The sequence below is a fragment of the Alloyangia pacifica genome (assembly GCF_003111685.1).
Lineage (GTDB): Bacteria > Pseudomonadota > Alphaproteobacteria > Rhodobacterales > Rhodobacteraceae > Salipiger > Salipiger pacificus_A.
In genome coordinates this window covers 870,776-883,554 of record NZ_CP022189.1, presented here as the reverse complement: position 1 = coordinate 883,554, position 12,779 = coordinate 870,776, and the positions used below count along the sequence as shown (strand labels likewise).

Sequence of the window (12,779 nt, the reverse complement as noted above, 5' to 3'; positions counted from 1 at the left end):
ACTCACCCACCCCACCAACCCTCAGGGTTCCAACCCCGACCAGCAGGCCGAGGAACATGAGAACCGCGATCAGCAGACCCCCGGTGAGCGTACCGGTGTTCTCTGTGTGGCGCGGGTCCGCCAAGGTCAGTCCTGGCTCGGACCTCAGGGTCGAGCCGAATGAGCCACCACGGGGATTGCCACCGGGCAGCCCGGGGTCACGATAGGCCATAACGCCTCCACGGGTTCGGTTGCGGCCGCCGGATACCGGTTGAGTGTCAGGATGGCGCCGCGTTGGAGGATAAGAACCCGATACGCACCGAGAGATCCCGCTTTTCCAAACCGCACGCGATTTCAGGCATCCCGCCGCCAGATATCCGCGCGCAGTTGGCACATCCCCGCCGCCCCGCTCGCGGACAAGCGGCGCCGCGCCGGTTTGCCTAGCATCCAAAGGGGGATTTCCGCGCATTTCCCTTGCGGCCGGACGGCGCCTTCGCGGCCGTTCGCGCCTGCGTGCAACCACTGGACCATCGCGAGTCGGATGCCTATAAGGCGGCCATGATGCCCCGCACTGCGATCATCATTCGAATTACATGCCCGGCGCTCTGATCACTAGAGCCGCCGGGACAAGGCGTATGGACCGCCGCGCCGACCTTTCTCAGACATCCGACATAACTTCCGGGACCGCAGAACATGTGCGCCGACACCACCACCCAGACGCCTGACTACAAGGACACGCTGAACCTTCCGAAGACCGAGTTCCCGATGCGCGCGGGCCTGCCCAAGCGCGAGCCCGAGTGGCTGGAACGCTGGGCGAAGATCGGCGTCTACGACCGCCTCCGCGACAAGGCCGAGGACGGCAGCCGCACCCCCTTCACGCTGCACGACGGCCCGCCCTATGCCAACGGTCACCTGCATATCGGCCACGCGCTGAACAAGACGATCAAGGACATGATCGTCCGCTCGCACCAGATGATGGGCCACGATGCGCGCTACGTGCCGGGCTGGGACTGCCACGGCCTTCCGATCGAATGGAAGATCGAGGAGCAGTACCGCAAGAAGGGCAAGAACAAGGACGAGGTGCCGGTCATCGACTTCCGGCAGGAATGCCGCAAGTTCGCCGAAGGCTGGGTCGACATCCAGCGCGACGAGTTCAAGCGCCTCGGCATCACCGGCAACTGGGACGATCCCTATCTCACCATGGCGTTCCACGCCGAGCGGGTGATCGCCGAGGAGTTCCAGAAGTTCCTGATGAACGGCACGCTCTACCAGGGCTCGAAGCCGGTCATGTGGTCGCCAGTCGAGAAGACCGCGCTGGCCGAGGCCGAGATCGAGTACCACGACCACAAGTCGCACACGATCTGGGTGCCGTTCCAAATCGTCTCGGGCGGCCATGTGGCGCTGCCGCAGGGCGAGGATGACGACTATGCCGGGGCCGACACCGAGCTGCTGGCCGAGGAGTTGCAAAAGGCGCGCGTGGTGATCTGGACAACCACCCCCTGGACCATCCCCTCGAACAAGGCCGTCGCCTTCAACCCTGCCATCGAATACGGGCTCTACGAGGTCACTGCGACCCCCGAGGAATGCTGGTGCTCGGTGGGCGATCTCTACATCGTGGCCGACAAGCTGGCCGCCGACGTCTTCAAGGCCGCCCGGCTCGAGCCCGAGATGGTCGCGCGCAAGCGCGGCGTCTCGGCGGAAGAGCTGTCGAGCCTCACCCTCGCCCATCCTTTCGCCGGAATCGACGGCGCAGACGGCTTCTGGGACTACGAAGTGCCGATGATCGACGGCGAGCACGTGACCGATGACGCGGGCACGGGCTTCGTGCACACCGCGCCCAGCCACGGCGCCGACGACTACGAGTGCTTCGTCAAGCGCAACTGGATCGACCGGATGACCCACAACGTCGGCGAGGACTCCGAGTTCCTGCCGCATGTGCCGTTCTTCGCCGGGCTGACCGTCTTCGACAACAAGGGCAAGGAAGGCAAGGCGAACACCGCCGTGATCGCCAAGCTGGTCGAGGCAGGTGGCATCATCGCGCGCGGCCGCGTCACCCACTCCTACCCGCACAGCTGGCGCTCCAAGGCGCCGGTGATCTTCCGCAACACGCCGCAGTGGTTTGCCGCCATCGACCGCGACGTGAACGACGGGCAGGACGAAAACGGCAAGACCATCCGCGACCGCGCCCTCACCTGCATCGACCAGGTCAAATGGACACCGCAGTCGGGCCGCAACCGCCTGCACTCGATGATGGAAGCCCGCCCGGACTGGGTGCTCTCGCGCCAGCGCGCCTGGGGCGTGCCGCTGACCTGCTTCACCAAGAAGGGCGCCCTGCCCACCGACGAGGGCTTCCTGTTGCGCGATCCCGCGGTCAACGCGCGCATCTGCGAGGCCTTCGAAGTCGAAGGTGCCGATTGCTGGTATGCCGAGGGTGCCAAGGAGCGCTTCCTCGGTGCGGAGTACAACGCCGATGAGTGGGAGCAGGTCTACGACGTGCTCGATGTGTGGTTCGACTCCGGTTCGACCCACGCCTTCGTGCTGCGCGACCGCGCCGACGGCACCAAGGACGGCATCGCCGACGTCTACATGGAAGGCACCGACCAGCACCGCGGCTGGTTCCACAGCTCGCTGCTGCAATCGGTCGGCACCACTGGTCACGCGCCCTATCGCAACGTGGTCACCCATGGCTTCACGCTGGACGAGAAGGGCAACAAGATGTCCAAATCGCTCGGCAACACCATCGTGCCTGAAGAGGTCATCAAGCAGTACGGCGCCGACATCCTGCGCCTCTGGGTCGCCCAGACCGATTATACCGCCGACCAGCGGATCGGGCCGGAGATCCTCAAGGGCGTCGCCGACAGCTACCGCCGCCTGCGCAACACCATGCGCTTCATGCTCGGCGCGCTTGGCCACTTCGAGGAACGCGACCGGGTCGAGCCGGCCGACATGCCCGAGCTGGAACGCTGGGTGCTGCACCGCCTCGCCGAACTGGATGACGTGGTGCGCGAAGGCTACCGCGCCTACGACTTCCAGCACGTGTTCCAGCAGGTCTTCACCTTCTGCACCGTGGACCTGTCGGCCTTCTACTTCGATATCCGCAAGGACGCGCTCTACTGCGACGGCGACACTGCCCGCCGCAAGGCCGCGCGCACGGTCATGGACCTGCTCTTCCACCGGCTGACAACCTGGCTCGCGCCGGTGCTGCCCTTCACCATGGAAGACGTCTGGCTGGACCGTTTCCCGGGCGAGCAAAGCTCCGTGCACCTGCAGGACTTCCCGCAGACCCCGGCCGACTGGCGCAACGCCGCGCTGGCCGAGAAGTGGGGCAAGGTCCGCATGGCCCGCCGCGCCGTCACCGCGGCGCTGGAGATCCAGCGCACCGAGAAGGTCATCGGCGCTTCGCTCGAAGCCTTCCCGGTGGTCCATGTCGAGGACGCGGCGATGCTCGAGGCCCTGAAGACGGTGGCCTTCGAGGACATCTGCATCACCTCGGACATCGCGCTCACCGCCGACCCCGCCCCCGCCGAGGCGTTCCGGATGGCGGATGTACCGAACGTCGGCGTGGTCTTCGAGAAAGCCGAAGGCGAGAAGTGCCAGCGCTGCTGGAAAATCCTGCCCGACGTCGGCACCCACAGCCACGCCGCCACCTGCGCCCGCTGCGACGCGGCGCTGGGGTAAGCCGCCCGGGACGAAGCACCCTGCCCCGAATTGCCGCGGCGGTGCGGTTTTCGGGGAGCACCTGAAGAAAGATGAGAGGGCCGGGGCGCATTGCTCCGGCCCTCTGGTTTTGTCCGGCTGCCTCAGGACTCGCCGGGCGCCTTTTCTGGACCCGGCAACGCAGCGCAATCGACCTTCAGCAGGTTGGCGATCGGCCACGGCACGGCAAAAAGGGGCGCCCGAACCGGACGCCCCTTGGCACGCAATCGGTGCGGCGCTCAGCGCGTCGGGATGCTCACCCGCAGTTGCACCGTCTCGATGCCCGGGTTGTTGTCGTAGATGTCGGCGTTGGAGCGGTGGTCATAGCTGAGACCAACCCGCCATCCCTGGTTGAACTCGTAGCCCAGTTCGATGCCCGAACGGAACTCGAGCGGGCCGCCGAGGTCAAATCCGCCGTTGTCCATGTAGATCCCCGGCATGAGGTGCAGCTCGGCATAGAAGGGGCTGTAGCCGAAGTTCTTCTTGTAGGTGGCGCCATAGCCGAGCCAGCCTTCGCCATCTTCGGTCATCGACACGCCGATGGCCTGGCCGAAAGGCCCGAACTTGCGCCCGAAGTCATAGCGCAGGTAGGCTTCGCCCTTGGCCTCGGCCTGGCGCTCGACCACGCTGCCCAGGGAGAAAGCCACGCGCGGCTGCGTCTCGTTCGGCCCAAGGCAGCCTTCGGACGTGCCGCAATAGTTCATCCCCATGTCGGTGAGGCCACCGATCAGCATCAGCACCGCGAAGGTTCCGTTGGCCATTGTGCTCTCCTGTCTGCTCCGGCGCTTGTCGCGCCGTCAAATCCTGGCGTCTGCATGGCGCAGGAATGCGGCGCTGTCTACCCGGCGGACAGGCTCGGGAAACCGGCGCATCCGCCAAGCCACAGCGTCTCAGCGCGACAGTCGCGCCAGCAGCCCCTCGGCGGCCCGCTCCACCAGATCGAGCGTCCCGTCGAAATCCCGCGTATAGTAGGGATCCGGTACCTCGGTGGCGCCGGTTTCGGGGGCATAGTCGGTAAAGAGCGCCAGCTCCGCCCTGCCGCCCGCCGGGCGGATCGCCTCGAGATTGGCCATGTTCGCCCCGTCCATCGCCAAGATCAAATCGAAGTGATGAAAGTCCTCGCGCGAGACCTGACGCGCGCGAAGAGCCGACAGGTCGTACCCCCGCGCCTTTGCCGCCCGCTGCATCGGGCCGTAGGGCGGCTCGCCCACGTGCCAGTCACCGGTGCCGGCGCTGTCGATCTCGAGCCTGAGCCCGCGTGCCTCGGCCATCGCGCGCAGCACCCCCTCGGCCGAGGGGGAACGGCAGATATTGCCCAGGCAGACAAAGAGGATACGGTAGGTCATGCGGGTCTCCTTCGAGCCCCGTGATAGCGCGAAGGCGGCGGCGATACAAAGCGGCCCGGCTAGGGCAACAGGCAATTTGGGGGCACCATGGCAGCGCAAGGCAGCACCGCAGAGAAGATCGTCATCCTCACCGGCGCCGGAATTTCTGCCGAGAGCGGTCTCGGCACCTTCCCCGACGAGGGGGGACTCTGGGCGCAGCACAGGATCGAGGACGTGGCGACCCCCGAGGGATTTGCCCGCAACCCGCAACTGGTGCACGATTTCTACAACGCCCGCCGCGCGCAGGCCGCCGAGGCCGCTCCGAATGCCGCCCATGCGGCGCTGGCCCGCCTGCAGCAGGAACACGCGGGAGAGGTGGTTCTCGTCACCCAGAACGTCGACGGGCTGCACGAGAAGGCTGGCGCGGCGGCGATCCACATGCACGGCGCGCTAGAGGGCGCGCTCTGCGCCGCCTGCGGCACGCGCTGGCCGGCGCCGCTGGTCATGCGGCCTGCCGATCCCTGCCCTGACTGCGGCCGCCCGGCGACCCGCCCCGACATCGTCTGGTTCGGCGAGATGCCCTACTTCATCGATGAGATCGTCGAACACATCGGTGGCTGCGACCTCTTCGCCGCCATCGGCACCTCGGGACAGGTCTACCCGGCGGCGGGATTCGTTCAGGAGGCGGCCTTCGCCGGGGCGCATACGGTCGAGCTGAACCTTGGCGGCAGCGACACCTCGCGCAGCTTTTCCGAGCACCGGGTCGGCCCCGCCAGCCAGATCGTCCCGCTCTGGGTCGAGGAGATTCTCTCGCGCGCGCTCAGCGGCTGAGTTCGACCGGTACCTCGATGCGAATCTCCCCCGCCCGCTCGAAGCTGAGGGTGAGGCCGAGCGTCGCACCCACGTCGAGCGGCTCCGTCAGACCCATCAGCATCACGTGATCGCCGCCGGGCGCGAAGACATGGCTGCTCCCGGCGGGAATCACCACGCCGCCTTGGTGCGCGGTCATCGTCATCACGCCGCCCGCCCCTTCGGAACTCCCGTGCAGCATGGTTTTCGCGGCGCTTTCGGAACTGGCCCCGAGCAGCACCTCATCTTCGGCCCCGTCATTGTGCAGCTCGAGATAGACCGCGGCGGTGGGCGCAGAGGGCATCGCGGCCCGCGCGTAGGCCTCTTCGATGCGGATATCGGCACGCGCCGACCCGACTGTGGACAATGCCAGAACAGTGGCAGCGAAGATCTTCAGGCACATTCTAAGCAATTCTCCCCAAGTGAACGCAATGCTTGGGAATTCGTGGACCATCCACACGGCTGCCGCAAGGGGATGACGTGTGGACAATTCATGTCCAATCAGTACGCCACATGAAGGCGCACCTGACTTAAAGCAATAGAAACAAAAGAAAACAGCCCCAGAGCACAAGGCTCCGGGGCTGTGGAAATCTCTGTGGGCAGGATCAGGCCTGGGCAGCCTGTGCCTTGGCGATTTCTTTTTTCACTTTCAGGGCATTGGCGCTGAGTTCGACGTCCTTCGCCTTGGCGAGGAACTTGTCGAGGCCACCACGGTGGTCAACCGAACGCAGGGCCGAAGCCGAGATGCGCAGTTTGACGCCGCGGCCGAGAGTCTCGGATTGCAGAGTCACATCATTCAGGTTCGGCAGAAAGCGACGCTTGGTCTTGTTGTTGGCGTGGCTCACGTTGTGGCCCGTCATCGGGCCTTTGCCGGTCAGTTCGCATACGCGCGACATTGGGTCCATTCCTTCATGTCTCGGGGCGAAAGCGGGCCTTCCGCCAATATCAAAGGGCGCCGCTTGCACAGCGCCCGGAATCTGGTCGGGCTTCTCTAGCTCCAAGCCCCATCGGCGTCAAGAGCCCTTCCCGGCATAGCCCCGCAGATAGGTGTCGAGGATGTCCTCGGCCGCCTGGGCCGGGCTGAGCTGCCCCTCCTCGACCCGGCGTGCCAGCGCCTCCATGGCGCCGCGGACAGGCTCCTTGCGCAACCGGGCGAGGAGACCCTCGCGCACCTCGGCCTCGAACCAGTGGCGCGCCTGCTCCGCCCGCCGAGCGGCAAACTGCCCCGACTCGCGGCGCCAGCCCACCAGCGCCTGCATCTCATCCCAAGCCTTGGCGAGTCCCGCCTCCTCCAGCGCCGAGACCGTCAGCGCCTTGGGAAAGCCCTCCGGGTCCTGCGGGCGCTTGCGCAAGAGCCGCAGCGCCCCGGCGTAATCGGCGCAGGTGCGCATGGCGGCGCCCTTCAGCTCGCCGTCGGCCTTGTTGACGAGGATGATGTCGGCGCTCTCCATGATGCCGCGCTTCACCCCCTGCAGCTCGTCGCCGCCGGCGGGAGCCAGCAGCAGCAGAAAGAGATCGGACATGTCGGCCACCATGGTCTCGGACTGGCCGACCCCGACGGTCTCGATCAGGATCACGTCGAAACCGGCCGCCTCGCAAAGCCCGATCGCCTCGCGCGTGCGCCGCGCCACTCCGCCGAGCTGCGCCTGCGCCGGCGAGGGACGGATGAACGCATTGCGGTCCCGTGACAGCCGTTCCATGCGGGTCTTGTCACCAAGGATCGACCCGCCCGAGCGCGCCGAAGAAGGGTCCACAGCCAGCACCGCCACCCTGAGCCCCTGCCCGGTGAGCATCATGCCGAAGGCCTCGATGAAGGTCGATTTGCCCACCCCGGGCGTGCCCGAGAGACCGATCCGCAGCCCCTGGCGCCCGCCGCCGCGCAGCCGGTCGAGCAGAGCCGTCGCCTGCGCGCGGTGATCGGCCCGGCCGCTTTCCACAAGCGTGATTGCCCGCGCCAGCGCGCGCCGTTCGCCGGCCTCGATGCGTGCCGCCAGATCCTCGATATCCATGCCACCTCGCTCCGTTTGCGCTCGATTTGCGCCGCCAGCGCCCGCAATGTCCACCCGCGGGGTCTTCCTTCCAGGCAAAAAATTTAGGGGTGTCCGCAAACCGTGTTGGTGCGCTTCGTGATTTCGCAGATGGGCCTATATCACTCGGCTCTTGACGCGGAGGATACCCATGCTGCACCACGACTTTCGCCGGTTTCTCGATGCCCTCGACCGCCTGAACCCGGCCCAGATCGAGGACGCCCAGTCGAAGATCAGGGATCTCCGACGGAAGACCGAGGCGATCTCGGAGATCGAAGCACGGACTATCCAAGATGACAAGTGCCCCTTCTGCGGCGACGAGCGCCGACAGAAGTGGGGCCGCACCCGGACCAAGGTCCAGCGCTACCGCTGCACGGGCTGCCGGAAAACCTATTCGGGAAGAACGGGCAGCGCCATTGGCCGGCTCCATCGCCCGGACCTGTTCATGGTCGCGCTGCAGGACATGCTGGGTGCCGCCGCGCCTCAGTCGGTGCGCAAGCTCGCGCGGCAGTTGGGACTCAACAAATACACGGTCTGGCGTTGGCGGATGCTGGTGTTTTCCATCATCGGCAGCAGCTCAACCGTGAGCTTCTCCGGGATCGTGGAGGCGGATGAGACCTTCCAGCGGGAATCGCGCAAGGGTTCTCGTGAATGGGTCCGGCACTTCGCAGATCCGAAGAAGGTTGCACCGCCGCCCCGCCCCAGGTGGGAGGACTTCACGACACAGGGGCTGAAGATGATGCGAGGCCTCTCGAAGTGGCAGCTCCCCATACTCACCGTCGCTGACCGAGGCGGCGCGCGCCTCTTCCGACGCCTGCCGAACCGAAAGAGCGTGACGCTCGAGCGCGCCATGAAGCCGCTGGTTCCGAACGATGCCGTACTCTGTTCCGACGGTGCCAACGGCTACAAGAACCTCGCAGCAGCAGCCGGTCTTGAGCACTTCGTGGTGGGCAGCAAGCCCGGCACGCGAGTGGCCTCAGGCTGCTATCACATCCAGAACGTGAACTCGCTCCATGCTCGCTACAAAAGATTCATCGGGCCCTTCTGCGGACCAGCCACGAAGAACCTCAGCGGCTACATCCGCTGGCTGGAGGTGCGGCTGGCGGGTATGCGCCCGGCGGAGACTGTCCGCGCATGAATGGCGGCATCCACAGATATTGCATGGTCAGATGAGCGCGCGGAGATTCTCCACGGCACGCTCTAACTCTTGCTCGGTGTGGAAGTACTTGTGCGCGATACAGAGGAGGATCGGCAGTTCGCGCCGTTCGGCATCGAGGCGCGTGCTGGACCGGCCGTGAGTCTACCATGGGTCGCCGCTCTGGCGGAAGTTCGAGGATCGGTACGAACCCGAGCGGTTCCTGGACGTCCACAGCCCTGCCGGTCTTGTGGAACTCTCAAGCCCTCGCGGCCTGTGGACGCTTGTAGCCTTTGCCAACCTCAGACGGGGGCGACCTGTCCTTTCAGTCGATGGAGCGCCAGCGCCAGGGCCAGCGGCACGATCGCAACCGTCGCCATGATGCCAAGCATTGTCTCGGCGCCCAGCACGTCGATCATCCATGCACCGACGGATGGGGCAGCGGCGGATGAGATCAGCATCGGCGTCGCAAGTCGCCCCATGGTGCGTGCGTAGCCTTCCGAGCCGAACACTGACAACGGCAATGCGCCTCGGGCAATCGACCAGAGTCCATTGCCGGCCCCATAGGCGATCATGGCGATGGCGGCAGGCATGCCCAGGAGAAGACCGAGGAACCCTGCGAAGACGGCAGTGGTGGCAGCCAGCATCGTCCAGACCGGATGATGCCTCCCGCGCCCCATCATCTCCAGAACCCGCGCTCCGACCTGCGCGGGCCCGATGAGGGTGCCGATGCCGATCGCCGCGGCGATCGTGTAGCCTGAGGCCGTGAGGATCGTCACGAAATGCACCGACCAGATCGTGGAAAGCATCGCGAGCACGACCCCGGACGTTGCGAGGCAGACGAAGCGCAAGTCGGTCACGGGAACCGGGTCTGCAAGCGTCACCTGCTGCCTTGGCCCGCTGGTCATTGGCCTGACCGCACGCGGAAGCGCGAGGAGCGCCAGCGGTAGGCTGACGGCCAGATGGAATCCGGCGTAGGCGAAGCAGGCGGAGCGCCAACCCACGTTCTCGACCAGCCAGGCCGAGAGGGGCCAGCAGACGGTGCTCGCGAACCCGCCCCAGAGGGTCAGCTGAGTGATCGCGGAACGGGCATCACGACCGAAGATCCGGCCGAGAGTCGAGAACGCGGCATCATAGAGACCGCAAGCCATACCTCCGCCCATCACCGCCCAGGCGAGGTAGTAGGCCGGAAGGCTGCGAGAAAGCCCGAGAAGCGCCAGCCCACAGGCCAGCAACACCATTCCCGCGGCGAGCACAAGGCGCCCGCCATGCGCTTCGATCAACTTGCCGACGAAGGTCGCTGACAGGCCGGAGACCAGAAGGCCAATGGAGACCCCGCTCGAGACGATGGCCCCTGACCAGCCTGTTTCGGCCGCGATCGGACCAGCCAGAACCGCGATCAGGTAGAAGCTCGTTCCCCAGGCGAAGATCTCGATCACGCCAAGGGCCGAAACCGTTCTCATCCGGGCGACGCCGGTCATGCTGTCAGCTCAGACGCGCTCTTCGTGCCGCACCCGCAGCCGGACTTGCCCTCGGCCTTCGCGCTCTCATCATCGGCACAGCAGGCGGAGGTGTCTGCCTTCGGCGCCCCGCCGCAGCATCCGCTATCCGCAGGTGCTGGCGCACAGCATGCCGAGGCTACCGGGCCGGAGGACACTTTGCAGACGCCGGTTTCCGGCAGCTTGAGTCGCACTTCGCGCGCCGCAACGGGATCGCCGGCCAGTTCGGCAACGACAGATCGGACCTGCTCATAGCCCGTGGTCATCAGGAAGGTCGGCGCACGGCCGTAGGACTTCATGCCGACGATGTAGAAGTCCTTCTCCGGCTGGATCAGTTCGACCACACCATGTGGGCGCACCGTCCCACAGGAATGCAGGTTGGGGTCAATCAAGGGTGCGAGAGCAGGTGTCGCCTCGACAATGGGATCGAGCGATAGACGAAGTTCAGACAGGATGGACAGGTCGGGGCGGAAGCCGGTTGCGACGACGATGCGATCGACTTCAAAGCGCACAGGCCGGTCGTCTTCAGTCCCTGAGACACTGAGGGTGTCGCCTGTGCGCACGATGGAATCGACTACGAATGGCGATCGGAACGTCACACGCCCGGACCGCACGGCCTCTGCCGCGCGAAGTCCCAGCCGACCGCGCCCCGGCAATTCGTCCCCCAGACCTCCGCCGAGAATCCGCTCGATGCCACCGGAACGCGTCCCCCAGGTGATGCGGGTGCCTGGCGCCTGTTCCTGAAGCTCCATCAGGTCGAGCGCCGCGTTGATCGCGGAATGTCCGGCGCCGATCACCAGGGTATGTCGGCCGGCATGGTCGGGCCGGGCCGCTCCGAGAACATCCGGGATGCCGTAGGCAATGCGATCCCCGGCCTCGATCTCACCTTCGACCGGAAGTCCGTCAATCCCGATCGGGTTCGGCTTGACCCATGTGCCGGACGCATCGATCACGGCGCGTGCCATCGTGCGGTTCCGGGTCCCTGACGCATCGGTCCAGAGTACGATGAATGGGGCCTCGTCCCGTCCGAAGCTGGAAAGCTTGGAATGGCCCTGGCGGGTGACCCCCGTGACGGTCGCGCCGAGGCGCAGATGCGGGACGACGTCGGGATGTGCGGCGAGAGGCCCGAGGTAGTCCGCGATCAATTCGCCCCCGGTGGGCAGGTGCTTCGGATCAGGCATGGTCCATCCGCCCGCCTCGAGAAGGCGGCGTGCGGCGCTGTCGACGTTGTATTCCCAGGGCGAGAAGACACGCACATGGGCCCATTCTGCGACAGTCGACCCGATGGTTGCCCCGCGCTCGAAGACCAGCGGCTCCATCCCACGCGACAGAAGGTGGGCGGCTGCGGCGAGCCCTACCGGGCCAGCGCCGATCACCGCGACGGGCAGTTTTTTGAGATCAGACATCATTCCATCCTTCCGGTATCATGGAAATATTGGGTAAAACTCAGTCCTCAGCGGGCAACGCTTCGGGACGGCTGGTCTTGGCTCCACATTCATCGGCACAGCATTCGTCCGAGAGGAAGCCGATCAGTGCGCTCATTGCCGGGTATTCGGCGTGACAGATCAGGCTCGTCCCCGATCGCTCCTGCCGGACGAGACCCTGATCGACAAGCCGCTTGAGGTGGTGCGACAGGGTGGAGGCCGGAAGACCAACGCGATCCTGGATCTGACCGACTGAGAGCCCTCCCATGCCAGCACGGACCAGTGTCCGGTAGATCCCGAGACGCGTGTCGTTCCCAAGTGCTTCAAGCTGACGCGATGCTATTTCGATGTTCATGGAAATAAGTTAGGCGTCGAGCACAGGGCGGTCAAGCGGAATTTCGAGAATCTTCGAAGAAGATGGGAGCCGCTCTCCGGCTGGTGAGTAAGTCAGATATCAGGTTGCCAGCGGGAATCGCGCAAGGGTTCTCGCGAATGGGTCCGGCACGTCGCAGATCCGAAGAAGGTCGCGCGGACGCCCCGCCCCAAGTGGGAGGATTTCGCGACGGCTGAAAACGATGCGAGGCCTCTCGAAGTGGCAGCTCCTCATTCTCACCGTCGCCGACCGCGGCGGCGCGCACCTCTTTGGCTGCAGATCCTCGGGGTTTGGAGGATGGTAAGTGTGCCGCTGTTTATCGGCTTATTGCGTTCGATGCGCCCGCGACAATGGTGCCGCTGATCGCACTGGCCGCCAGGTCCGTTTTCCTCTTCGGATTTGTGCCTCTTGTTCTTGGGCACTTGCCCTCAAATCGGCGTGGCGCTTCCGGTCTGCAACACGTGCTTGATAC

Annotated in this window: 11 protein-coding genes; 3 read left to right on the top strand and 8 right to left on the bottom strand. The window is 65.6% G+C overall.

Features of this window, described 5'->3' with window-relative positions; translation table 11 throughout:
- Window positions 1–672: 672 nt before the first annotated feature.
- Window positions 673–3,657: an isoleucine--tRNA ligase gene (gene ileS, locus CEW88_RS04215; RefSeq protein ID WP_108964828.1), complete on the top strand. Its 2,985-nt coding sequence runs from the start codon at window positions 673–675 to the stop codon at window positions 3,655–3,657.
- Between the two features lie 257 nt (window positions 3,658–3,914).
- Here the strand turns inward: ileS and CEW88_RS04210 are convergent, their stop codons facing one another.
- Together CEW88_RS04210 and CEW88_RS04205 are read right to left on the bottom strand one after the other, a co-directional pair.
- Window positions 3,915–4,436, bottom strand: coding sequence for an acyloxyacyl hydrolase (locus CEW88_RS04210; RefSeq protein WP_108964827.1), 522 nt, complete (start codon window positions 4,434–4,436; stop codon window positions 3,915–3,917).
- Between the two features lie 129 nt (window positions 4,437–4,565).
- On the bottom strand, window positions 4,566–5,021 hold the full coding sequence (locus tag CEW88_RS04205; protein ID WP_108964826.1) for a low molecular weight protein-tyrosine-phosphatase: 456 nt from the start codon (window positions 5,019–5,021) through the stop codon (window positions 4,566–4,568).
- Between the two features lie 87 nt (window positions 5,022–5,108).
- Here CEW88_RS04205 and CEW88_RS04200 point away from each other — a divergent pair, with 87 nt between their 5' ends.
- Window positions 5,109–5,831, top strand: coding sequence for an NAD-dependent deacylase (locus CEW88_RS04200; protein WP_108964825.1), 723 nt, complete (start codon window positions 5,109–5,111; stop codon window positions 5,829–5,831).
- Here CEW88_RS04200 and CEW88_RS04195 read toward each other — a convergent pair.
- From CEW88_RS04195 to meaB, 3 genes are all read right to left on the bottom strand, one after another.
- On the bottom strand, window positions 5,821–6,252 hold the full coding sequence (locus CEW88_RS04195; RefSeq protein ID WP_159099551.1) for a copper chaperone PCu(A)C: 432 nt from the start codon (window positions 6,250–6,252) through the stop codon (window positions 5,821–5,823). The two genes, CEW88_RS04200 and CEW88_RS04195, sit on opposite strands and share 11 nt — an antisense overlap.
- Window positions 6,253–6,454: 202 nt before the next feature.
- On the bottom strand, window positions 6,455–6,745 hold the full coding sequence (gene rpmB / locus CEW88_RS04190) for a 50S ribosomal protein L28 (protein ID WP_092429714.1): 291 nt from the start codon (window positions 6,743–6,745) through the stop codon (window positions 6,455–6,457).
- 117 nt (window positions 6,746–6,862) lie between these two features.
- Window positions 6,863–7,858 (bottom strand): methylmalonyl Co-A mutase-associated GTPase MeaB, encoded by a 996-nt coding sequence (gene meaB / locus CEW88_RS04185; protein WP_108964823.1) that lies wholly within the window; start codon window positions 7,856–7,858, stop codon window positions 6,863–6,865.
- 169 nt (window positions 7,859–8,027) lie between these two features.
- On the opposite strand from meaB, the gene CEW88_RS04180 reads away from it, so the two are divergent.
- Window positions 8,028–9,014, top strand: coding sequence for an IS1595 family transposase (locus CEW88_RS04180; RefSeq protein ID WP_108964822.1), 987 nt, complete (start codon window positions 8,028–8,030; stop codon window positions 9,012–9,014).
- A 299-nt stretch (window positions 9,015–9,313) separates the two neighbouring features.
- Here the strand turns inward: CEW88_RS04180 and CEW88_RS04175 are convergent, their stop codons facing one another.
- Genes CEW88_RS04175 through CEW88_RS04165 form a run of 3 tightly spaced genes read right to left on the bottom strand, consistent with a single transcriptional unit; the run spans window position 9,314 to window position 12,289 of the window.
- Window positions 9,314–10,492 carry an MFS transporter gene (locus tag CEW88_RS04175; RefSeq protein ID WP_108964821.1) on the bottom strand — a complete coding sequence of 393 codons (1,179 nt, stop codon included), beginning with the start codon at window positions 10,490–10,492 and terminating at the stop codon, window positions 9,314–9,316.
- Window positions 10,489–11,916, bottom strand: coding sequence for an FAD-dependent oxidoreductase (locus tag CEW88_RS04170; protein WP_217626435.1), 1,428 nt, complete (start codon window positions 11,914–11,916; stop codon window positions 10,489–10,491). Before CEW88_RS04170 ends, CEW88_RS04175 begins: the two co-directional genes overlap by 4 nt.
- Window positions 11,917–11,956: 40 nt before the next feature.
- Complete coding sequence (locus tag CEW88_RS04165) at window positions 11,957–12,289, bottom strand: ArsR/SmtB family transcription factor (RefSeq protein ID WP_108964819.1); 333 nt, start codon at window positions 12,287–12,289, stop codon at window positions 11,957–11,959.
- Window positions 12,290–12,779 lie beyond the last annotated feature (490 nt).